At 67.6% G+C, this 22,129-nt stretch carries 17 protein-coding genes; 6 read left to right on the top strand and 11 right to left on the bottom strand.

Annotation, left to right across the window (positions count from 1 at the left end):
• Position 1: 1 nt before the first annotated feature.
• From ACLBWH_RS02695 to cyoD, 5 genes are all read left to right on the top strand, one after another.
• On the top strand, positions 2 to 334 hold the full coding sequence (locus tag ACLBWH_RS02695) for a GCN5-related N-acetyltransferase (protein WP_447796571.1): 333 nt from the start codon (positions 2 to 4) through the stop codon (positions 332 to 334).
• 299 nt (positions 335 to 633) lie between these two features.
• Positions 634 to 1,527 carry a ubiquinol oxidase subunit II gene (gene cyoA, locus ACLBWH_RS02690; protein ID WP_447796569.1) on the top strand — a complete coding sequence of 298 codons (894 nt, stop codon included), beginning with the start codon at positions 634 to 636 and terminating at the stop codon, positions 1,525 to 1,527.
• Positions 1,528 to 1,529: 2 nt separating this feature from the next.
• Positions 1,530 to 3,536 (top strand): cytochrome o ubiquinol oxidase subunit I, encoded by a 2,007-nt coding sequence (gene cyoB, locus ACLBWH_RS02685; protein ID WP_447796568.1) that lies wholly within the window; start codon positions 1,530 to 1,532, stop codon positions 3,534 to 3,536.
• On the top strand, positions 3,533 to 4,156 hold the full coding sequence (gene cyoC, locus ACLBWH_RS02680) for a cytochrome o ubiquinol oxidase subunit III (RefSeq protein WP_322849384.1): 624 nt from the start codon (positions 3,533 to 3,535) through the stop codon (positions 4,154 to 4,156). The genes cyoB and cyoC overlap by 4 nt, the downstream gene beginning before the upstream one ends.
• Complete coding sequence (gene cyoD, locus ACLBWH_RS02675) at positions 4,153 to 4,542, top strand: cytochrome o ubiquinol oxidase subunit IV (RefSeq protein WP_322849383.1); 390 nt, start codon at positions 4,153 to 4,155, stop codon at positions 4,540 to 4,542. The genes cyoC and cyoD overlap by 4 nt, the downstream gene beginning before the upstream one ends.
• A 3-nt stretch (positions 4,543 to 4,545) precedes the next feature.
• On the opposite strand, the gene treA is transcribed toward cyoD, so the two are convergent.
• The 9 genes from treA to ACLBWH_RS02630 all read right to left on the bottom strand — a co-directional run bounded on the left by treA (position 4,546) and on the right by ACLBWH_RS02630 (position 19,150).
• Positions 4,546 to 6,084, bottom strand: coding sequence for an alpha,alpha-trehalase TreA (gene treA / locus ACLBWH_RS02670; RefSeq protein WP_447796566.1), 1,539 nt, complete (start codon positions 6,082 to 6,084; stop codon positions 4,546 to 4,548).
• A complete protein-coding gene (locus ACLBWH_RS02665) occupies positions 6,081 to 7,973 on the bottom strand; it encodes a glycogen debranching protein (protein WP_447796564.1) in 1,893 nt (630 codons plus the stop codon). Before ACLBWH_RS02665 ends, treA begins: the two co-directional genes overlap by 4 nt.
• Positions 7,970 to 9,589, bottom strand: coding sequence for an alpha-D-glucose phosphate-specific phosphoglucomutase (locus ACLBWH_RS02660; protein WP_447796562.1), 1,620 nt, complete (start codon positions 9,587 to 9,589; stop codon positions 7,970 to 7,972). Before ACLBWH_RS02660 ends, ACLBWH_RS02665 begins: the two co-directional genes overlap by 4 nt.
• Positions 9,586 to 11,001, bottom strand: coding sequence for a glycogen synthase GlgA (glgA, locus tag ACLBWH_RS02655; RefSeq protein WP_447796560.1), 1,416 nt, complete (start codon positions 10,999 to 11,001; stop codon positions 9,586 to 9,588). Before glgA ends, ACLBWH_RS02660 begins: the two co-directional genes overlap by 4 nt.
• Positions 10,998 to 12,260, bottom strand: coding sequence for a glucose-1-phosphate adenylyltransferase (gene glgC, locus ACLBWH_RS02650; protein WP_322849378.1), 1,263 nt, complete (start codon positions 12,258 to 12,260; stop codon positions 10,998 to 11,000). Before glgC ends, glgA begins: the two co-directional genes overlap by 4 nt.
• A gap of 45 nt (positions 12,261 to 12,305) precedes the next feature.
• A complete protein-coding gene (gene glgB, locus ACLBWH_RS02645; protein ID WP_447796559.1) occupies positions 12,306 to 14,471 on the bottom strand; it encodes a 1,4-alpha-glucan branching protein GlgB in 2,166 nt (721 codons plus the stop codon).
• A complete protein-coding gene (locus tag ACLBWH_RS02640; protein ID WP_447796557.1) occupies positions 14,468 to 16,900 on the bottom strand; it encodes a glycogen/starch/alpha-glucan phosphorylase in 2,433 nt (810 codons plus the stop codon). Before ACLBWH_RS02640 ends, glgB begins: the two co-directional genes overlap by 4 nt.
• A 79-nt stretch (positions 16,901 to 16,979) precedes the next feature.
• Positions 16,980 to 18,287: an Nramp family divalent metal transporter gene (locus tag ACLBWH_RS02635; RefSeq protein WP_447796555.1), complete on the bottom strand. Its 1,308-nt coding sequence runs from the start codon at positions 18,285 to 18,287 to the stop codon at positions 16,980 to 16,982.
• A 227-nt stretch (positions 18,288 to 18,514) separates the two neighbouring features.
• A complete protein-coding gene (locus ACLBWH_RS02630) occupies positions 18,515 to 19,150 on the bottom strand; it encodes a DNA-3-methyladenine glycosylase family protein (protein WP_447796553.1) in 636 nt (211 codons plus the stop codon).
• Between the two features lie 57 nt (positions 19,151 to 19,207).
• Between ACLBWH_RS02630 and ACLBWH_RS02625 the strand changes: the two genes are divergently transcribed.
• Positions 19,208 to 19,525 (top strand): 2Fe-2S iron-sulfur cluster-binding protein, encoded by a 318-nt coding sequence (locus ACLBWH_RS02625; RefSeq protein WP_179508309.1) that lies wholly within the window; start codon positions 19,208 to 19,210, stop codon positions 19,523 to 19,525.
• A 147-nt stretch (positions 19,526 to 19,672) separates the two neighbouring features.
• On the opposite strand, the gene rlmB is transcribed toward ACLBWH_RS02625, so the two are convergent.
• A complete protein-coding gene (rlmB, locus tag ACLBWH_RS02620; protein ID WP_447796551.1) occupies positions 19,673 to 20,416 on the bottom strand; it encodes a 23S rRNA (guanosine(2251)-2'-O)-methyltransferase RlmB in 744 nt (247 codons plus the stop codon).
• A gap of 33 nt (positions 20,417 to 20,449) precedes the next feature.
• On the bottom strand, positions 20,450 to 22,045 hold the full coding sequence (locus ACLBWH_RS02615; protein ID WP_447796549.1) for a M20/M25/M40 family metallo-hydrolase: 1,596 nt from the start codon (positions 22,043 to 22,045) through the stop codon (positions 20,450 to 20,452).
• Positions 22,046 to 22,129 lie beyond the last annotated feature (84 nt).

Below are 22,129 nucleotides of genomic sequence, written 5' to 3'. Positions count from 1 at the left end.
GATGGCGGGCGCGGATACCCACCGCGCCGCGCTCGAAGCCGCATGGCTGACGCTGACCCGCGAGACCCTGCCCGGTCTCGCGGGTCTTCGTTCGTGGCCGGTGCGCGCCGATCATTGTTTCCAGCGCATCCTGCTCGACGCCGCGGTCGGCGGGGTGTGGTATGACGCCGTCCGCGCGCGCCCGGCATATCGGTTCATCGCGGCGGACCTGCTGGAGCGTGCGGTGTCGCTCGGGCAGGGGGCGATCGACGGAACGGTCGACCTCGCCGCATTGAACCGCCAGTCGCTGGCGTGGCGGCGCGAGAAGAAGGCTGCGGCTCCACCGATGCTGTAAGCGTGACGGCGCGAACGTGCGTCTTGAGCCACTCCGTCACCCCGCATTGGTTCGCACGTCGGCGAACGTCTGCCTCTCCGGTAACCAGCACTGTGCTCCTGCGAAAGCAGGAGCCTAGGGCCAAGCAATACAACGTCTTACGGCGCCCAAGACTCCTGGGCTCCTGCTTTCGCAGGAGCACCGTGGGCGGGGCGCAGAAATCTTCCACACATCCGCCACCGGCAATAGTTCGTCACCCGACGAAACCACCCGCACCCCCATCCGTTGGCCCCATCAAGGAGAACCGTCACAACGGCTCCGTGAAGGGACCCGATGATCTGCTTGCCGTCGACCGCATGTTGAAACCGATCGCCATCGCCTCGACCGCGCTCGGGTTGAGCGGTTGCGCGCCCGCGCTGCTCGATCCCGCCGGCCCGGTGGCCGCTGGCGAGAAGACGCTGCTGATCAATTCGCTTGCGGTGATGCTCGGTATCGTCGTCCCGGTGATCGTCGCGACGATCGCCTTCGCCTGGTGGTTCCGCGCCGGCAATGCCCGCGCCAAACGCCGCCCCGATTTCGCCTATTCCGGCAAGCTCGAACTGCTCGTCTGGTCGGTGCCGTTGCTCGTCATCATCTTCCTCGGCGGGATGGGCTGGATCGCAGCGCACGAACTCGACCCGCGCCGCCCGCTCGCGTCGAAGCAGAAGCCGATCGTCATCCAGGTCGTCGCGCTCGATTGGAAATGGCTGTTCGTCTATCCCGAACAGGGCATCGCCACCGTCGACCGCGTGATCGTCCCCGCCGGCACGCCAATCGACTTCCGCATCACCTCCGCGACGGTGATGAACAGCTTCTTCGTGCCGCGGCTGGGCAGCCAGATCTACGCGATGTCGGGCATGGAGGCGAAGCTGAACCTGATGGCGGACAAGCCCGGCCAATTCCCCGGCCTGTCCGCGCATTATAGCGGCGAGGGGTTTTCGGACATGGACTTCGTCGTCGACGCCGTACCGCCGCAGCAATTCGCGGCTTGGGCGGCGGGGACGAAGGGGCGGGGGCCTGCACTAAACGGCGACAGCTATCACGCGCTCGCGCGTCAGCGGGGCAATGTGAAGCCCTTCGCTTACGGCAGCGTCCCGGCGGGCTTCTTCGCCGCCGCCGTGCGGGAAGCGGGCGCGCCGGTGCATGAAGTCGACAACGGCGGGCGGGAGAATTGAGCATGTTCGGCAAGCTCAATTGGCATTCGATCCCCTGGGACCAGCCGATCCCGCTGATCGCCGCGGCTGTCGTCGGCAGCGGCATCCTCGCGGTGCTGGTCTGGACGTGGCGCGCCGGTCACGTGCCCTATATCTGGAACGAGTGGATCACCTCGGTCGATCACAAGCGGATCGGCGTCATGTATTGCATCTTCGCGTTGCTGATGCTGATGCGCGGCTTCGTCGATGCGGCGATGATGCGCAGCCAGCAGGCGATCGCCTACGGCAATCCCGGTTATCTGCCGCCCGAACATTACGACCAGATCTTCTCCGCGCACGGCACGATCATGATCTTCTTCGTGGCGATGCCGTTCGTCATCGGCCTCATGAACTTCGTCGTGCCGTTGCAACTCGGCGTGCGCGACGTCGCCTTCCCGACCCTCAACAACGTCAGCTTCTGGCTGACCGCGAGCGGCGCCTTGCTCATCAACCTCAGCCTCGTCATCGGCGAATTCGCCAAGACCGGCTGGCTCGCCTATCCGCCCTTGTCAGAGCTGCGCTTCTCGCCCGGCGTCGGCGTCGATTACTATCTGTGGGCGCTACAGATTTCGGGCGTCGGCACCTTGCTGTCGGGGGTCAACCTCGTCACCACCATCCTCAAGATGCGCGCGCCGGGTATGGGCTATACCCGCATGCCGATGTTCTGCTGGACGAGCCTCGCCTCCAACCTGCTGATCGTCGCCGCCTTCCCGATCCTTACCGCGACGCTCGCGATGCTGCTGCTCGACCGCTATCTTGGCTTCCACTTCTTCACCAACGATGCCGGCGGCAACCAGATGATGTTCGTCAATCTCATCTGGGCATGGGGACACCCGGAGGTCTATATCCTGATCTTGCCGGCGTTCGGCGTTTTTAGCGAGGTCGTTTCGACCTTTTCGAGCAAGCCGTTGTTCGGTTATCGGTCGATGGTCGTCGCGACGATGGTGATCTGCATCCTGTCGTTCATCGTCTGGCTGCATCACTTCTTCACGATGGGTGCGGGCGCCGACGTCAACGGCTTCTTCGGCGTGACGACGATGATCATCGCGGTGCCGACCGGGGTGAAGGTCTTCAACTGGCTATTCACGATGTACGGCGGCCGAATCCGTTTCCACGTGCCGATGATGTGGGCGGTGGCGTTCATGATCACCTTCGTGATCGGCGGCATGACCGGCGTGCTGCTCGCCGTGCCGCCCGCCGATTTCGTGCTGCACAATTCCTTGTTCCTCGTCGCGCACTTCCACAACGTGATCATCGGCGGCGTGCTGTTCGGCGCCTTTGCCGGCTACAATTACTGGTTTCCCAAGGCCTTCGGCTTCACGCTCGACGAACGCTGGGGCAAGCGCGCCTTCTGGTTGTGGGTGATCGGCTTCTACGTCGCCTTCATGCCGCTCTACGTGCTCGGGCTGATGGGGATGACGCGGCGGATGCAGCATTACGACGTGCCGGGCTGGCAGCCGTGGCTGATCGCCGCCGCCTTCGGTGCGCTGATGATCGCCGGCGGCATGGCGTGCCAGGTGATCCAGCTCTACGTCTCGATCCGCAACCGCAAGGACCTCGCCGACACCAGCGGCGATCCGTGGGACGGCCGCAGTTTGGAATGGATCACCACCTCGCCGCCGCCGCCGTTCAATTTCGCGGTCCTGCCCGACGTGAAGGGCGAGGAAGCCTATTGGGGCATCAAGTCGACCGCGCGCGAGAACCGCGAACTGTCGGAGCGGCCGAACTATGAGGCGTTCCACATGCCGCGCAACTCGCCGACCGGCGTCGTCACCGCCTTCTTCACCACCGCGCTCGGCTTTGCCGCGGTCTGGCATATCTGGTGGCTGTTCGGACTGGGCTTCCTCGGTGCCTGGGCGACCTTCGTCGTCTTCGCGTGGCGCGACGAGAACGAAACCGAGATCAGCGCCGCGGAGGCCGAACGGCTCGATCGCGATCGCCGCGCCGCCAAGGCGGAATTGCTCGACATCCCCGCGGACCAGCCGGCATGAGCGGCGATCCGCACAAGCTCGGCCGCGGCGAGACGGCGCCCAGCGAACGCGGTCCCGCGCCCAAGCGGATCGTCGTCGCCTACGGCTTCTGGATCTTCTTGCTCACCGATTTCATCATGTTCGCCGGCTTCTTCGCCGCATATGCGGTGCTGGCCAAGGCGACGGCCGGCGGCCCCGCAGCGCGCGACATCGTCGAGCTGCCGCTGGTCGGCGCCGAGACGGCCTTGCTGCTCGCCTCCAGCTTCGCCTGCGGCATGGCGGGGATCGCGGTGGAAGCGAAGAACCGCGCCTGGTTCCAGATCGCGATGGCGGCGACTGCGTTGCTCGGCGCCGGCTTCCTCGGCCTCGAAGCCTATGAGTTCCTGCATCTCATCGGCGAGGGCAACGGGCCGCAGCGCAGCGCCTTCCTGTCCGCCTTCTTCGCGCTCGTCGGCTGCCACGGCCTGCACGTCACGCTCGGCCTCGTCTGGCTGACGACGATGATGGCGCAGGTGCAGGCCAAGGGCTTTCGCGACGAGATCGTCCGCCGCATCGCCTGTTTCAGCCTGTTCTGGCACGCGCTCGACATCATCTGGGTGGCGCTGTTCACCACCGTCTATCTGCTGGGAGTGGCGCGATGAGCGACCGGAGCGACAGGAGCGACCTGGACGACGATCGCGCGCCCGGTGAGGGCAGCAGCGAAACGGGCGACATCCGCGCCAAGGTGATGACCTATGTCGCCGGCTTCGTACTGGCAGCGGTGCTCAGCATCGCCTCGTTCGCGGCGGTGCATAGCGGGGTGATCTACGGTCCCGGCATTCCGGTGGCATTGATCGCGCTGGCGATCGCGCAGATGGGCGTCCACCTCGTGTTCTTCCTCCACGTCACCAGCGGGCCGGACAATACCAACAACGTGCTTGCTCTGGCATTCGGCGTGCTGATCGTCGGGCTGGTGCTGATCGGCTCGATCTGGATCATGGCGCACCTCGACCACAATCTGATGCCGGCGGACATGCCGCCGATGTAGCGCCTAGCGCGGCGGGGCATCCCCCGCCGCGAGCAGCGCGCGCGTCACGCCGTTGGTCCAGCCGAAGCCGTCCTGCAGCGGATATTCGCCGCCGCCACCCGGCAGCCGCTCGACGACATTGTACTTTTCGAGCAGCTTGCCGCTCGCCGCATATTCGCGGCTGACCGTCGCCAGCCAGTTGGTCGCGATCCGCTTCGCCAGCACATCCTCGCGATAGCGGCGCAGGCCCTGGATCGCGATCCATTGCAGCGGCGCCCAGCCGTTGGGCTCGTCCCATTGCTGCCCGGTCTTGACCGCGGTCGTACCGAGCCCGCCTTCGCCGACCAGCGGCGCGAGCGCCTGCGCGGTCGCCTTCGCCCGCTCCGCCGAAGCGAGGCCGACGAACAGGGGGTAAGCCATCGCCGCGGTCCGACCGTCGGCGACGCGGCGCGCGTCGAGGTCGTAATCGGCATAATAGCCCGCGGCGTTCCACAGATGCGCCGCGATCGCCTTCGCCCGCGCATCCGCCGCCGCCGCATACGTAGCGGCGCAGCCGGCATCCTTGAGCAGGCGGCAATTGTCGGCGATGCTGCGCTCCATCCCGTACATCAGGCTGTTGAGATCGACCGGCACGATCCGCGTCGTCCGGATCGTCGCCAGGGTCCGCCCGTCGCCGAGCCAACGCGAGCTGAAGTCCCAGCCGCTCTCCGCGCCGGCGCGCAGGTCGCGGTACATCGCCTTCGCATCGCGCCCCGGCGTCGCCGCGACCAGCGACGCATCCTCGCGATAGCTCTCGTCGCGGGGATCGTCGCGCTCGTCCCAATAGCGGTTGAGCAGCGACCCGTCCGTCAGTCGCACCACGCGCGCGTTCTCGCCGCCCGGCCGCAGCCCGGCGGCCCCCGCCATCCAGAAATCATGCTCGGCGCGCATCCATGCCGTGCGCTGCGCCAGCGTCGCGGTGTCCTTCGACAGGCCGGCGATCAGGTAGAAGAACGGCGGCTGCGAGCGGCTGAGATAATAGCTGCGCGTGCCGTTGGGGATGCGGCCGTAGCGATCGATCAGGCTGCCGAAGTCGGCGACCATGTCCTCGACCAGATCCTGCCGCCCGGACACTTGCAGCCCGAGCATCGTGAACCAGCTATCCCAATAATACATCTCGCGGAATCGCCCGCCCGGCACCACGAAGCGCTTGGGCAGCGGCAGCGCCGACGATCCCGCCGGCACGGTCGGCAGCGTCCGCGTCAGTTGCGGCCACAGCACGTCGATATGCTCGGCGAGCCCCAGCTTGCGCGACGGCGGCGGCGCCGCCGGCGTCACCGGCAAGGTGAAATTGGCGAGCACGAACGCCTTCAGCGCGGCATCGTCCTTGCAGTCGCAGCGACGATAATCGGCGAGGATCGCAGCATCGCCCCGCCGCGGCTCGGCATCGGCGAAGGTCTTCGAATCCGGAAAGACCTGCCGCATCTGCACGTCGCGGAACAGCGGACCGAAGCGCTGCGCCGGCGACAGCGGTGCGGCGGCGACGAGCAGGCCGGCGAGCGACAGCATCAAGGGACGGATCATGCGCGACTCTCCAACAGCGTGCCATGGCCCAGCGTCACGCGCCGCGCCCGGCGATCGACCCGCAATGTGACGCGCCGCTCGCCGTCGGGCAAGCGCAGCGCGAAGCCGTCGGCGCCGGCCCAATCATCCTGCCGCATCGGTGCACCGTCCAGCCGCCGCCAGTCGGGCACGTCATAGGGCGCGACGCGATCCAGACCCGCCGCCGCGCGGAATGCCGCCAGCGCGCAGGCGAAATCCTCCAGCGCCCGATCGCGCCCGGCCCAATCCACCCAGCCGATCGCATTGTCCTGCGCATAAGCGTTGTTGTTGCCCCCCTGCGTCCGCCCGAATTCATCGCCCGCGGTCAGCAGGATCGTGCCGCGCGACGCGAACAGCGTCGCCAGCAAGGCGCGCCGGTCGGCATCGCGACGGGCGACGACGGCGGGATCGTCGCTCGGCCCTTCGACGCCGTTGTTCCAGCTATGGTTGTCGCCGTGGCCGTCGCGATTGTCCTCGCCGTTGGCGTGATTGTGCCGCTCGGCATAGGCGACGGTATCGGCGAGCGTGAAGCCGTCGTGCGCCGCGATGAAATTGACGCTGCGCGTGTCGCCGCCGCCGAACACGTCGTCCGATCCGGCGAGCCGCGTCGCCAGCGCGCCCGCATCGCCGTCGCCTTTCCAGAAGCGCCGGACATCGTCGCGATAGCGGTCGTTCCATTCGAGCCAGTGCGCCGGAAAACGCCCGAGCTGATACCCGTCCGGCCCGATGTCCCACGGCTCGGCGATCATGATGCGGCTCGCGAGCAAGGGGTCGGCGGCGATCTCGGCGAAGATCGGCGCGTGCGGATCGAACCCCGGCCCGCGCGCCAGCACCGGCGCCAGATCGAACCGGAAGCCGTCGACCCCGAGCCGCGCGAAATGCCGCAGGCTGGCGAGGATCAGCGCGCGCACTTCGGGTCGCGAGCAATCGAGCGTGTTGCCGGTGCCGGTGTCGTTGATCAGCGTGCCGTCGTCGGCATGCGCATGATACAGCCGCTCGTCCAAACCGCGCAGCGACAGGGTCGGCCCGTAAACATCGCTCTCGCCGGTGTGATTGAAGACGAGGTCGAGGATCACGCCGATCCCCGCCGCACGCAGCGCCGCGACGGTCTCGCGCAGCTCGGCGATCCCGCCCGGCGCCAGCCGCGGATCGATCGCCATCGGCACCACCGGATTATAGCCCCAGGCGTTGCGCAGCCCGAGCGGCGGGAGATGCCGCTCATCGATCCATGCGACGATCGGCATCAGCTCGATCGCGCTCACCCGCAGCCGTTGCAGATGCTCGATTACTGCGGGATGCGCGAGCGCCGCGATCGTCCCCCGCTGCGCCTCCGGCACCTCGGGATGCAGCATCGTGAACCCGCGGACGTTGAGCTCGTAGATCAAGCCGCCGGGCGTGAAGAGCGGCGGGGGGAGGGCGCCGGCCTCATCCCCTTCGAAACCCCGGCGGAGGCCGGGGCCCAGTTGGGAAGGCCTCGGTGGCAAGTCGCTGCCGTCCCCCAACTGGACCCCGGCCTCCGCCGGGGTACGGCGCGCGGAATCGGACGAGACCACCACGCCCCAAGGCACCAGCACGCCCGTCTCGGTTCCCGGCTGACCGAGCTGCGGATCATAAATGAACGCCTGGTCCAGCTCGATGGCATAGGGATCGACCAGCAGCTTGGCGGGATCGGCCGCCGCCCGGAACCCGTAGCGCTGGCCGGCCTCGATCCCCGGCACGTCCACCGACCAGATGCCGTCGGCACCGGCCATCGCCACCCGCCGCTCGACCGCGCCGACCCGCAGGCACAGCGTCACCGCCGTCGCCGAGCGCACCGCGAACCGGACTCCGCCATCGTACAAGATCGCGCCCAGCGCGGGCGCGTCGCTCACGTGATGACGTCCGGCTCGGTCCGTCCGGTGTGCTGCACGATGCCGGCGATCGCATCCGCCGCCGCGACGATATCCGCCAGCATCTCGCCGGTCTCGCGATCGAGATCGCCGCCCGCGGGCTCGTAGCGCTCCAGATACACCCGCAACGTCGCGCCGCTGGTGCCGGTGCCCGACAGGCGGAACACCACGCGGCTGCCGCCCTCGAACAGGATGCGCACGCCCTGGTTGCGGCTCACCGAGCCGTCGGTCGGATCGGTATAGGCGAAATCGTCCGCCGCCGCGATTCTCAGCCCGGCGACCTCCGTCCCCGCCAGCGTGCCGAGCTTGCCGCGCAGCTCGGCCATCAGCGCATCGGCGCGCGCGCTTTCGACGCCCTCGTAATCGTGGCGGGCGTAATAGTTGCGGCCATAGGTCGCCCAGTGATCGCGTGCGATCGCGTCGACCGACTCGCCGCGAACGCTGAGGATGTTGAGCCACAGCAGCACCGCCCACAGCCCGTCCTTCTCGCGGACGTGATCCGATCCGGTGCCCGCGCTCTCCTCGCCGCAGATCGTCGCCATGCCGGCGTCGAGCAGGTTGCCGAAGAACTTCCACCCCGTCGGCGTCTCGAAGATCGGCAGGCCCAGCTTCTCCGCGACGCGATCCGCCGCGGCGCTGGTCGGCATCGACCGCGCGATCCCCTTGAGGCCGGCCTTGTAGCCCGGCGCGAGATGCGCGTTCGCCGCGAGCATCGCAAGGCTGTCCGACGGCGTCACGAACCGGGCCCGCCCGATGATGAGATTGCGGTCGCCGTCGCCGTCCGACGCCGCGCCGAAATCCGGCGCATCCGCCGCCATCATCGTCTCGTACAATTCGTGCGCGTGGACGAGATTGGGGTCGGGGTGATGCCCGCCGAAATCCTCCAGCGGCTCGCCGTTGCGCACCGTGCCCGCCGCGAAGCCGAGCCGCTTCTCCAGGATCTCGGTCGCATAGGGCCCGGTGATCGCGCTCATCGCATCGAACGCCATCGTCAGCTTGGCGGCGCGGATCGCGTCGAAGTCGAACAGTTGCTCCATCAGCGCGGCATAATCCGCGACCGGGTCGACCACCTCGACCGTCATGTCGCCGACCGTCACCTCGCCCAAGGTATCGAGATCGAGGTCGTCAGCATCGACCGTCAGCCAGCGATCGATCGTCTTCGTCCGCTCGTACAGCGCCTCGGTGACCTGTTCGGGCGCCGGACCGCCGTTGGCGATATTGTATTTGATCCCGAAATCCTCGGTCGGCCCACCGGGATTGTGGCTCGCCGACAGCACCAGCCCGCCCAGCGCCTTGCGGATGCGGATCATGTTGCTCGCCGCCGGGGTCGACAGCAGCCCGCCGCGCCCGACGACGACGCGGCCGAAGCCGTTCGCCGCGGCGATGCGGATCGCCTTCTGGATCACCTCGCGGTTGAGGAAGCGGCCGTCGCCGCCGATCACCAAAGTCGCGCCGTCCTTGCCGTCGATCACGTCGAACACCGCCTGGACGAAGTTCTCGGCATAATCGGGCTGCTGAAAGACGGTGACCTTCTTGCGCAAACCGGACGTGCCGGGCTTCTGGTCGGAATAGGCTTGGCTGGCGACGGTACGGATCATGCGGTTCCTGTCAGGCTCTTGTAGAGGTCGGCATAGCGGCGGCCGCTTTCCGACCAGGAGAAATCGGCGCGCATCCCGTTGCGCTGGATCGCGCACCATAGATCGGGGCGCGCGTAAGCGGCAATGGCGCGGCGGATCGCGTGGCCGAGCGAATGATGGCTCGCCTCGCCGTGCTGGAAGCCGGTGGCGACGCCGGCGGCGAGCGCCGCCTCGTTGGCGTCGATCACCGTGTCGGCGAGCCCGCCGGTGCGCGCGACGACGGGCACGCAGCCGTAGGCGAGGCCGTAGAGCTGCGTCAGCCCGCACGGCTCGAAGCGCGACGGGATCAGGATCGCGTCCGCGCCGCCCTGCAACAGGTGCGACAGCGGCTCGTCATAGCCGATCGTCACCGCGATCCGCCCCGGATAGCGCGCCGTCGCGGCGAGCAGCGCCGCCTCCAGATGCGCATCGCCCGAGCCGAGCAGTGCCAGCCGCGCGCCGCCGGCGACCAGTTCGTCGAGGCAGGTGACGAGCACGTCCATGCCCTTCTGCCACGTCAGCCGGCTGATGACGGTGAACAGCGGGCCGTCGCCCTTGTCGAGCCCGAACACCTTTTCGACCGCGCGCTTGTTCGCCTTGCGCCGGCCGAGCGCCCGCGCGGTGAAGCGGCTCGGCAGGGCGGTGTCCGTCTCGGGGTTCCACACGGCGGGATCGATGCCGTTGACGATGCCGTGCACGCGGTCGCGCCGCGTCTCGATCAGCCCTTCCAGCCCCATGCCGAACCGCGGCTCGCGGACCTCCGCGGCATAGGTCGGGCTGACCGTGGTGATCGCATCGGCCGCCTCCAGCCCTGCCTTCAGGAAGCCGACACCGCCGTAATATTCGACGCCGTCGATCGCATAGGCCTCGTCCGGCAAATCCAGCCCGGCGAACACCTCCGCCCCGAACTGGCCCTGGAAGGCGATGTTGTGGACCGTCATCACGCTGGCGGTACGGCTTTGTGCGGTGCGCCGGTAGCGCAGATAGGCCGGCGCCAGCGCCGCCTGCCAGTCGTGCGCGTGGAGCACGTCATAGCCCTGCGCCACCTCCGCCGCCGCCCGCGCCAGCGCCGCAAAGCGCTGCCAGTCGTCGGGCTTGTCGTAGAGCCCGCCCGGACGCGCGAACAGCGCCGGCGCGTCGAGCACCAGCAGCGGATGCTCGCCGATCCGCGCGCTGAGCAGCCGCGCCTCGACGCCGAGCAGGTCGCGCCAGCGCCGCACGACCTTCGCCCCCTTCACCGCCTTGCCGACCGCCGGATAGCCCGGGATCATCGTCGTCGTCGCGACGCCATGCGGCGCCAGCGCATCGGGCAGCGCGCCCACCACGTCGGCGAGCCCGCCGGTCTTGACCAGCGGGAACGCCTCCGAGGCGACCGAGAGGACGGAGAGCGTCACAGATCGAGGCGGTCGATCATCGGCTGGGTGATCAGGCAGATGCCCTTGTCGGTCCGCCGGAACCGGCGCGTATCCAGCTCGGGGTCCTCGCCGACGACCAGCCCGTCGGGGATGACGACGCCGCGGTCGATCACGACGCGGCTCAACCGCGCGTTGCGGCCGATATGGCAATAGGGGAGGACCACCGCCTCGTCGAGCGACGAGAAGCTGTGCGCCCGCACGCCCGTCGACAACAGGCTGCGGTGGATCGCCGAGCCAGAGACGATGCAATTGCCGGACACGAGGCTCGACACCGCCGAACCGCGCCGCCCGTCCTCGTCATGGACGAACTTCGCCGGCGGGGTGATCTCAGAATAGGTCCAGAGAGGCCATTCGTGATCGTAGACGTCGAGCTGCGGGATGATATCGGTGAGGTCGATGTTCGCCTCCCAATAGGCATCGACCGTGCCGACGTCGCGCCAATAGGCCGCCGGCTCCTCGCTGGTCCGCACGCAGCTCTTCGAGAAGCGATGCGCCTGCGCGACGCCATGCTCGACCAGATAGGGGATGATGTCCTTGCCGAAGTCGCGTGCCGAACCCTCGGTCGCGGCGTCGCGCTTGAGCTGCTCGATCAGGAACTTGGTGCGGAAGACGTAGATGCCGAGGCTGGCCAATGCGATATCGGGCTGGCCGGGGATCGCGGGGGGATCGGCGGGCTTCTCGACGAAGTCGATGATCCGGTCGGTCTCGTCGACGTGCATCACGCCGAACGCCACCGCCTCCATCCGCGGCACCTCCATACAGGCGACGGTCACGTCCGCACCGCTGTCGCAATGCTGCTGGAGCATGATCTCGTAATCCATCTTGTAGATGTGATCCCCGGCCAGGATCACCATATACTCGACGTTATACGTCTCGATGATGTCGATGTTCTGGAACACCGCATCGGCGGTACCCTCATACCATTGGAACTCCGACACGCGCTGCGAGGCGGGCAGGATGTCGAAGCTCTCGTTGCGCTCCGGGCGCAGGAAGTTCCAGCCGCGCTGGAGATGGCGGATCAACGAATGCGCCTTGTATTGCGTCGCGACGCCGATCCGGCGGATGCCCGAATTGATCGCATTCGACAGCGCGAAGTCGATGATCCGGCTCTTGCCGCCGAAATACACCGCGGGCTTGGCGCGCGTGTCGGTCAGCTCCATCAACCGGCTGCCGCGCCCGCCCGCCAGCACGTATGCCATCGCGTCGCGCGAAAGCGGCTGTCCTCGTCTGTCTACCATCGGCTCCCTCCAAATATCGTCGTTATCGGTGCGCGCGTCGCGCGCTCAGCCGTCGAATTGCAGCATGACCGTCGCCAGCGGCGGCAGCGTCACCCACGCCGCGCCGTCCTTGGCCTCGACCCCGCCGAGATTGCCGAGGCCCGATCCCCAATAATCGTGCGCGTCGGAATTGATGATCTCCCGCCAACGTCCGTCATGGGGCAGGGGGATGCGATACGGCGCCCGCGCCACCGGCGTCAGGTTGGCGATCACCGCCACCGGTCGCTCGCCCGGTGCCTTGCGCAGCCAGGCGAACACCGAATTTGCGGCATCGTCGCCGATCAGCCATTCGAACCCTTCCGGCTCGCAATCGCGCGCGTGCAGCGCCGGGGTATCGCGGTAGAGGCGGTTGAGATCGCGGACCAGCCTGCGCACGCCGCCATGCGCCGCGGACTGGCCGAGATGCCAGTCGAGCGCGCGCTCCTCGCTCCATTCCTGCCGCTGTGCGAATTCCTGCCCCATGAACAGCAGCTTCTTGCCCGGATAACCCCACATGAACGCGTAATAAGCGCGCAGATTGGCGAATTGTTGCCAGTCGTCGCCCGCCATCTTGGTCAGCAGCGATCCCTTGCCGTGGACGACCTCGTCGTGGCTCAGCGGCAGCACGAAATTCTCGTCGAAGGCATAGACGAAGCCGAAGGTGATCTCGCCGTGATGATGCCGGCGATGCACCGGCTCGCGCGCGAAATACTGGAGCGTGTCGTGCATCCAGCCCATGTTCCACTTGAAGCCGAAGCCGAGCGCCTCGCGCGGCCCCTCCTCGAACGCGGGCATCGACACGCCCGGCCAGCTCGTCGATTCCTCGGCGACGGTGAAGACGCCGTCTTCCTTGCCGTAGACCGCGCGGTTCATCTCGCGCAGGAAGCTCACCGCCTCCCAATTCTCGCGGCCGCCCTCGTCATTGGGGATCCACTCGCCCGCCTCGCGGCTATAGTCGCGGTAGAGCATCGAGGCGACCGCATCGACGCGCAGGCCGTCGACATGATAGCGTTCCGGCCAGAACAGCGCGTTGTTGATGAGGAACGAGCGCACTTCGCGCCGCCCGAAATTGTAGATCGCGGTGTTCCAGTCGGGATGGAAGCCGAGCCGCGGGTCCTCATGCTCGTACAGCGCGGTGCCGTCGAAGCGCGTGAGGCCGTGCGGGTCGACCGGGAAATGCGCCGGCACCCAGTCGAGCAGCACGCCGATCCCGGCACGATGCGCACCGTCGACGAAGCGCGCGAACCCGTCCGCATCGCCGAACCGTGCCGACGGCGCGTAGAGCCCCGTCGTCTGATAGCCCCATGACGGATCATAGGGATGCTCGCTGATCGGCATGAACTCGATGTGGGTGAAGCCGAGGTCGACGACATAGGGGATCAGCCGGTCGGCGAGCGCGTCCCACGACACATACCAGCCGTTCGCATCCTTGTCCCAGCTTCCCGCATGGACCTCGTAGATGCTGACCGGCACCCGGCGCGGATCGACCTTCGCCCAGGTCTCGCGATGCGCGTCGTCGCCCCAGACGTGCGCGGGCGGCGCGGTGGTGATCGATGCGGTCTTCGGCCGCAGTTCGGCGGCGAAGGCGAAGGGGTCGGCCTTCAGCGGCTGCAACGTGCCGTCGGGTCCGACGATCGCGAATTTGTAGCTGCGACCCGCCCCGACGTCGGGCAGGAAGATTTCCCACACGCCGATGTCGCTGCGCCGGCGCATGACGTGGCGCGTATCGTTCCAGTCGTTGAAGTCGCCGACCACCGAAACGCGCCGCGCATTGGGTGCCCATACCGCGAAATGCATGCCGCTCGCGCCCTGATGCTCGATCAGATGCGCGCCCATCTTGTCGTACAGGCGGAAATGCGAGCCCTCGGCGATCAGATAATCGTCGGTCGGGCCGAGCACCGGCCCGAAGCTGTAGGGATCGGTCACCCACCATTCCGCACCGAACCCCTGCGCCTTGTATCTGATCGGTTGCGGCGCACCGGCGATCGGACCTTCGAACAGGCCGGCATCCTCGATCCGGGTCAGCGCGCCCAGCGGCGTCCCGGCGAAATCATGCGCTTCCGCGGTCTCGGCGCCGGGGATCCAGGCGCGCGCGAACGTCCCTTCCGGCCCGGCGAACGTGCCGAGCAACGAGAACGGATCGTCGTGGCGCCCTTCCAGCAATGCGGCGATGGCGCCACGCGGCGGTTTCACATCACACCCCAGATCTGTTTCGCATATTCCCCGATCGTCCGGTCCGACGAGAACCAGCCCATGTTGGCGACGTTGAGCACCGCCGACCGGCCCCAGGCATCGGCATCGCTCCAGCGTGCGTCGACCTGTCGCTGCGCGGCGGCATAAGCGTCGAAGTCGGCGGCGAGCATGAACCAGTCATGCTCGTACAAACCGTCCATCAGCCCCTTGTAGCGATCGGGATCGTCGGGCGAGAATACGCCCGACGCGATCGCGTTGACCGCCTGCGCCAGCTCGCGCGACCCCTCGATCACCTCGCGGCCGCGATAGCCGCTCGCGCGCTTCTCGGCGACCTCGTCGGCGGTGAGGCCGAAGATGAAGATATTGTCGTCGCCGACATGATCCTTGATCTCGATATTGGCGCCGTCCAGCGTGCCGATGGTCAGCGCGCCGTTGAGCGCGAACTTCATGTTGCCGGTGCCCGACGCCTCCATGCCCGCGGTCGAGATCTGCTCGGACAGATCGGCGGCGGGGATGATCCGCTCGGCGAGGCTCACGTTGTAATTGGGGATGAAAGCCACCTTCAGCAGGTCGCCGACCGCGGGGTCGGCGTTGATCCGCTTGGCGACGTCGTTCGCCAGTTTGATGACGAGCTTGGCGGTGTGATAGCTCGACGCCGCCTTGCCGGCGAACAGCTTGACGCGCGGCACCCAATTGCGCTCGGGATGGCTGCGGATCTGGTCGTACAGCGCCACCGCCTCGACGATCCCGAGCAACTGGCGCTTGTATTCGTGGATGCGTTTGATCTGCACATCGAAGATCGCATCGGGGTCGAGCGCCAGCCCCATGCTGTCCTTGATGTAGGTCGAGAGCGTCACCTTGTTGGAACGCTTAACGGCGGCGAAACGCTCCCGAAACGATGAATCATTTGCGAAGGGTGCGAGTGCGGTCAGCTTGGCGGCGTCGTCGCGGAAATCCTCGCCGATCGCCTCGACCAGCAGGCCGGTGAGGCCCGGGTTGCACTGCTGCAGCCAGCGGCGCGGGGTGATGCCGTTGGTCTTGTTGTTGATGCGGTCGGGATAGAGCGTGTGAAGATCGGCGAACACCGTCTTCTTCATCAATTCGGTGTGCAATGCCGCCACGCCGTTGACGCTGTGGCTGCCGGCGAAGGCGAGGTTCGCCATCCTGACGCGCCGCTCGCCGCCCTCGTCGATCAGGCTGATCGCGGCGATCGCACGGCCGTCGATGCCATCGACCTTGCTCGCCTCGCGCAACAGCCTAGCGTTGATCGCATAGACGATCTGCATGTGCCGCGGCAGCAACCGCTCGAACAACGGCAGCGGCCAGCTTTCCAGCGCCTCGGGCAGCAACGTGTGGTTGGTATAGCCGAAGGTCGCCCGGGTGATGTCCCACGCCTCGTCGAACGACAGTTCGTGGAAATCGGTGAGCAACCGCATCAGTTCGGCGACCGCGACCGCCGGGTGCGTGTCGTTGAGCTGGATCGCCGCCTTGTCGGACAAAGTGCGGATATCGCCGAAATATTGCAGGTGCCGGCGGACGATGTCCTGGATCGATGCGGAGGAGAAGAAATACTCCTGCCGCAACCGCAATTCCTGCCCCGCCGGCGTGCTGTCGTTGGGATAGAGCACGCGGGTCAGCGTCTCGGCGCGCATCTGCCCGGCGAGCGCGCCCTCGAAATCGCCGGCGTTGAACCGGTCGAGCTTGATCGGGTCGAACGCCCGCGCATTCCACAATCGCAGTGTGTTGACGCGCTTGCCGCGCCAGCCGACCATCGGCGTGTCGACCGCGACCGCCTCGACCGCCTCGGCCGGCGACCAGTGGATCTGGCCCGCGGCGGTCGCGGTGACCTCGCCGCCGAAGCCGACGAAATAGGCGCTCTCGCGCCGCTCGAACTCCCAGGGATTGCCGTGCGCGAGCCAATTCTCCGGCAGCTCGACCTGCCAGCCGTCGTCGAGCCGCTGGCGGAACATGCCGTTCACATAGCGGATGCCATAACCGTAAGCGGGCAGGTCGAGGCTGGCGAGGCTCTCCATGAAACACGCCGCCAGCCGCCCGAGCCCGCCGTTGCCGAGCGCGGCATCGGGCTCGATCTCCTCGATCGCGGCGAGGTCGACGCCCAGGCTGGCGAGCGCGTCGGCGACCTCGTCGTTATGGCGCAGGTTGGACAAAGCGTCGCGCAGCAGCCGGCCGATGAGGAATTCGAGGCTGAGGTAATAGACCCGCTTCGCTCCGGCGGCATGCGCCGCCTTGGTCGATTCCATCCAGCGTTCGATGATCTCGTTGCGCAGGGTCAGGATCGTCGCGGCGAGCCAGTCGTGCGGCCGCGCCGCCTGCGCGTCCTTGCCGATCCGGTGGACGAGCGTGTCGACGATCGCCGAGGCGAGCGCGGGGCGGGGGTCGGTCGGTGCGGCGGCTTGGCTGTCTGTCACGGCATGTCCGAAGCAAGAGGAGGAGGCAGTAGACGATGCCGGTCCGCGAAAGTCACCCGCGAAAACGGCCGATCCGGCGTCAGAGCATGCCGACGAGCAAGGTCAGGTTGAGCCCGATGATGATCGCCGCGATGCCCCAGGCGAGCGTGCGCAGCCACCACGGGCTGACGAACCGCCCCATCACCCGCGACTGGCCGGTGAACAGCACCAGCGGCACGACCGCGAACGGCAATTGCAGGCTCAGCACCACCTGGCTCAGCACCAGCAGCTTGGTCGCGCCGCCGTCGCCCGACAGGCCGACGACGAACACCGCCGGCACGATCGCGAGCAGCCGCGTCACCATCCGCCGCAGCCACACCGGCAGCCGCAGGTTGAGGAACCCCTCCATCACGATCTGCCCGGCGAGCGTCCCGGTGACGGTGGAATTCTGTCCCGAGGCGAGCAGCGCGACGCCGAACACGATGCTCGCCGCGCCGACGCCCATCATCGGCGCGAGCAGGCGATAGGCCTCGTCGATCTCGGCGATCTCGGTACGGCCGGCGGTATGGAACACCGCCGCGGCGACGATCAGGATCGCGGCGTTGATGAAGAAGGCGAGGCCGAGCGCGACCGTGCTGTCCATCGTCGCCCATTTCGCCGCCTCCGCCTTGCCGGCATCGCTCGGGTCGAACGCGCGGGTCTGGACGATCGAGGAATGGAGATAGAGATTGTGCGGCATCACCGTCGCGCCGAGGATGCCGATCGCCAGATAGAGTTTGGCGGGATCGGTGACGATCCCCGGCGACGGCACGAAGCCCGCCAGCACCGCGCCCATGTCGGGCCGCGCGCTGAACAGCTCGAACGCGAAGCAGCCGGCGATGATCAGCAGCAGCGCGACGATGAACGCCTCGATCTTGCGGAAGCCGTAGCGTTGCAGCGCGAGGATCAGGAACACGTCGAGCGCGGTGACGATCACGCCCCAGACCAGCGGGATGCCGAACAGCAATTGCAGCGCGATCGCGGTGCCCAGCACCTCGGCGAGGTCGCAGGCGATGATCGCGATCTCGGCGAGCAGCCAGAGCATTATCGACACCGGCTTCGAATAATAGGCCCGGCACGCCTGCGCGAGGTCGAGCCCGGCGGCGATGCCCAGCCGCGCCGACAGCGCCTGCAACACGATCGCCATCAGGTTCGACAGCAGGATGACCGACAGCAAGGTATAGCCGAAGGCGGATCCGCCGGCGATGTCGGTCGCCCAATTACCCGGGTCCATATAGCCGACCGCGACGAGGAACCCCGGTCCCATGAACGCCGCCAACCGCCGCCACCCCGCGCCGCCCACCGGCACCGCGATACTGCGGTGGCTGCCGCTGAGGGACACGGCTGGGGCAGAGGCGGGTGGCGTCATGGCGCCGGTGTGTGGCGGAAGCGGCGCGCGCGGGCAAGGTGCGAGCGCGCCGGCTGGATCAATCGGCTGCAACTATCGGACGAGGGAGAGGCGGCGGATCAGACACTTGCGCCCGTCCACACCCCCGCCATGTGTGAGGACGTGGCGACGTCAGGGGCTTTGCAGAAAATTCCTCCCCCTGGCGGGGGAGGAATTACCGCAGTCCGTAAGCTGGACATCCACCCGCGCTAAACCGGCGCCGCGTCCACATCGGGACCCGCACCATAATGGTGCCAAGTGAAGATCGCCAGCGCGCCGCGATGCGGCCGCCATGCCTCGGCGAGCGCGCGCGTCAGTTTCTCCGATGGCCGGTCGTTATGGCCGAGCAGCCGCCCAACCTCGATCTGCACCGCAAGGTCGCCCGCCGGCCAGACATCCTCGCGCCCCTCGGCGAACAGCAGATAGATTTCCGCCGACCACCGGCCGATCCCCTTGACCCGGACGAGCTGCGCGATCGCCTCTTCGTCGTCCGCGGGCAGATGATCGAGATCGAGCCGCCCGCTGGTCACCTCCTCGGCGAGGCTGCGCGCATAGCTCGCTTTCTGTCGCGACAGGCCGGCGGCGCGCAGCGTCTCGTCGCTCGCCGCGAGGATGGTGTGGGGATCGCCGGGATCGCCGACCAACGTCTCGAGCTTGCGATACACCGCGGCAGCCGACGCGACGCTCACCTGCTGGCCGAGGATCGTGCGCAACAGCGTCGCATAGCCGCGCTCGCGCAACCGCGGCGGCGGATAGCCGACGCGGGCGAGGCCGGCGGCGAAGGCCGGCTCCGTCAATGCAAGTGCATCCATCGCCGTGCGAATCTGTTCGGCGCTCAGGCCCATGCTTGATCCTTGACCCAACGCGCGGCATGGCCGTCGGCAACTGTATCGGAGACTGTCATGCCCAAGCTTATCGTCGTCACGCGCGAGGGGGAAGAACGCGAAATCAACGGCGAGGCCGGTTTGTCGGTGATGGAGGTCATCCGCGACGCCGGCATCGACGAATTGCTGGCGCTATGCGGCGGCTGCTGCAGCTGCGCCACCTGCCACGTCCACGTCGATCCGGCGTTTGCCGACAAGCTGCCGGCGATGGGGCCGGACGAGGACGACCTGCTGGATTCGAGCGACGAGCGCAACGCGACCTCGCGCCTGTCGTGCCAGATCCAGATGACGCCGGCACTCGACGGCCTGAAGGTGACGATCGCGGGGGAGGATTGATCGGTATCTCGCCTTAGGATCGTAGTCTAATTCCCTACCGTCATCCCCGCGAAGGCGGGGATCCATACCCTCTGACCCGGCTTGAGCCGCAGCGTCAGCGTGTAGGGATTCCCGCCTTCGCGGGAATGACGATCAAGGCAAATGCGTCTACCGCGCCGCCACTGCGTACAGCGCGATCGCCGCGGCGTTTGACACGTTGAGGCTCTCCACCTTCTCGCTGATCGGCAGCTTGGCGAGTTCGTCGCAATGCGCCTCGGTATTCTGGCGCATGCCCTCGCCCTCGGCGCCGAGTACGATGCAGATGCGCTGCGTCCCCAAAGCTTCGGCGAGCGTCTGTTCGGCATGGCCGGTGAGCCCGATCCGCCAGAACCCCGCCTCGGCGATCTCCTCCAGCGCGCGTGCGAGGTTGACGACGCGCACCCACGGCACCGTCTCCAGCGCCCCCGACGCCGCGCGGGCGACCGTGCCGCTTTCGGGCGGCGCATGGCGGTCCTGCGTGACGATGCCGAGCGCGTCGAACGCCGCCGCCGAGCGCAGGATCGCGCCGACGTTGTGCGGATCGGTGACCTGATCGAGCACCACGAGCGGCCTTTGGTCGTCCTTGCCCTCGATCAGCAGATCGGCGAGCCAATTGTCCTCGAGCGGCTCGACCTCGGCGATGAGGCCCTGATGCGGCGCGTCGGAGGGCACCAGCCGGCCGAGATCGGCGACATCGGCATAGACCACCGGCATCGACGCCGGAATGTCGAGCGAGGCGAGCGCCTCGCGCGTCCCCCACAATTTGCGCACGACGCGGTTCGGGTTGGCGAGCGCTGCCGTCACCGGATGCCGGCCCCAGAATTTGGGCCGGTTGGCGGTGCCCGTCGACGGGCGGTGGCCACGGCGCGCCATCAGCGGGCGCTCGCAGAATTTGAGGTCATGGCATCAGTCATCATTGGCATCGCTATAGGCAAAGGGGTCAGTGACCACCGGCTGCGTCGGCAGCGGCGGCCGGGGCAGCGCCGTGTCGGCGTTGGCGGCGGAAAGCAGGACCGAGGCGAGGACGATCGATCCCTGCCGCAGATCCTCGGGCTTCAGATGGTCGAACGTGTCGACCGACGAATGGTGGACGCGGCTGCCGTAATCGAGCGGGTCCTGGACGAACTGGAAGCCGGGGATGCCGACCTGCTGCAGCAGCACGTGATCGGTACCGCCGGTCTGCCGCGCGACGACGTTTGCGGCGCCCATGGACGCGAGCGGCGCGAGCCATTCGCGGAAGATCGGCACCACCGCCGGATTGTTCTCGGCATACAGGCCGCGCAGCTTGCCGGAACCGTTGTCGATATTGAAATAGGCGGCGAGTTCGCCGTGGCCGGGCAGCGGCACGATCGGCCAGCGATCGGCAAAGCCATAATCGACGCCGGCCGGCTGGTCCGCCGGCGCGCCGCGGCGGGCGAGATGCGCCTTGGTATAAGCGAGGCTGCCGAGCAGGCCTTCCTCCTCCGCGCCCCACAGCACGAAGCGGATCGTGCGCTTCGGCCGCACGCCGCTCGCGGCGAGGATGCGCGCCGCCTCCATCACCTCGGCCGATCCGGCGCCATTGTCCGCCGCGCCGTCGCCCGCCACCCAGCTGTCGAGATGCGCGCCGGCCATGACATAGCCGGCCTTGGCGTCGGTGCCGGGGATCTCGGCGATGACGTTATAGGCGTTGGCGTCGCTGTCGTCGAAGCGGACGTCGCTGGTGATCTCCAGCGTCGGCGCCGGGCCGATCTTGGCGAGCCGGGCGAGCCGCAGATAATCCTCCTGCGCGATCTGCACCGCGGGCAGCGTCGCGGTATCGCCGGTGCCGAACAGATAGCCCTCGCCATGCACCAGCTTGCCGTCGCGATACGACATCGTCGCCATCGCCACCGCGCCCTCCGCCTTCAGGAAGGCGTCGAGCTTCTTGGTGTAATCGAGCCGCTTGGCGCGGCGATTGATGTTGGCGGGGTCGTAATCGGGCTGCTGGAACTGGTCGAGCCTGGCGATGTCGTCGCCGGTCAGGCGGCGGAAGTCGGGTTCGGTCGGGTCCTTGGCGGCGCGGGGCAGCGTGACCATCACGATCTTGCCGCGGAGCTGACCGCGATATTTCGCGAAGTCGCGTTCGCGCGCGATCGGCGCGACGATCACCGGCGCGGTGAGCGTGCCGTTGGTCCCCGGCGTCCAGGCGACGGGAATCGCGGTGAGCTGGACAGCGCGCGGCGTCACCATCCGCACGCTGGCGCGCTCGATTCCCCAGCCGCGGCCGAAGGCAAAGCCTTCCTTGCGGACGTTGCGCAGCCCCCATTCGCGGAACTTGCCCTGCGTCCAGGCCTCGGCGGCGCGCGCGCCCGGCGAATTGGCGAGCCGCGGGCCGATCACGTCGGTGAGATATTGCGCGGTCTGCACCACCTGGCTGTGGTTGGTGCCCTGATCGATAATCGCGGCAAGCCCGGCGCGGTCCTGCGCCGCGGCGGGCAGTGCGATGCAAAGGGCGGCGGTGGCGAGCAGGAAGTGGCGCATGAAGGTCCCCGGCGAACGTTGCGGCCGGTGCTAGGCGGCGGTCGCGGTTCGCGCAAGCCGGCGAGGGCGATGCGAAAAACCGCC

This window comes from Sphingomonas sp. M6A6_1c (assembly GCF_053345135.1).
The sequence above is the reverse complement of the archived record's forward strand: the minus strand, read 5'-3'. Positions and strand labels throughout refer to the sequence as shown.

What these genes read in the sequence shown, in the direction of transcription:
- ACLBWH_RS02635 (WP_447796555.1), bottom strand. Translation starts at nt 18,287, where the DNA reads ATGACGCCACCCGCCTCTGCCCCAGCCGTGTCCCTCAGCGGCAGCCAC.
- treA (WP_447796566.1), bottom strand. Translation starts at nt 6,084, where the DNA reads ATGATCCGTCCCTTGATGCTGTCGCTCGCCGGCCTGCTCGTCGCCGCC.
- cyoB (WP_447796568.1), top strand. Translation starts at nt 1,530, where the DNA reads ATGTTCGGCAAGCTCAATTGGCATTCGATCCCCTGGGACCAGCCGATC.
- rlmB (WP_447796551.1), bottom strand. Translation starts at nt 20,416, where the DNA reads ATGGCGCGCCGTGGCCACCGCCCGTCGACGGGCACCGCCAACCGGCCC.
- cyoD (WP_322849383.1), top strand. Translation starts at nt 4,153, where the DNA reads ATGAGCGACCGGAGCGACAGGAGCGACCTGGACGACGATCGCGCGCCC.
- ACLBWH_RS02615 (WP_447796549.1), bottom strand. Translation starts at nt 22,045, where the DNA reads ATGCGCCACTTCCTGCTCGCCACCGCCGCCCTTTGCATCGCACTGCCC.
- ACLBWH_RS02630 (WP_447796553.1), bottom strand. Translation starts at nt 19,150, where the DNA reads ATGGGCCTGAGCGCCGAACAGATTCGCACGGCGATGGATGCACTTGCA.
- ACLBWH_RS02625 (WP_179508309.1), top strand. Translation starts at nt 19,208, where the DNA reads ATGCCCAAGCTTATCGTCGTCACGCGCGAGGGGGAAGAACGCGAAATC.
- ACLBWH_RS02695 (WP_447796571.1), top strand. Translation starts at nt 2, where the DNA reads ATGGCGGGCGCGGATACCCACCGCGCCGCGCTCGAAGCCGCATGGCTG.
- cyoC (WP_322849384.1), top strand. Translation starts at nt 3,533, where the DNA reads ATGAGCGGCGATCCGCACAAGCTCGGCCGCGGCGAGACGGCGCCCAGC.
- ACLBWH_RS02660 (WP_447796562.1), bottom strand. Translation starts at nt 9,589, where the DNA reads ATGATCCGTACCGTCGCCAGCCAAGCCTATTCCGACCAGAAGCCCGGC.
- glgC (WP_322849378.1), bottom strand. Translation starts at nt 12,260, where the DNA reads ATGGTAGACAGACGAGGACAGCCGCTTTCGCGCGACGCGATGGCATAC.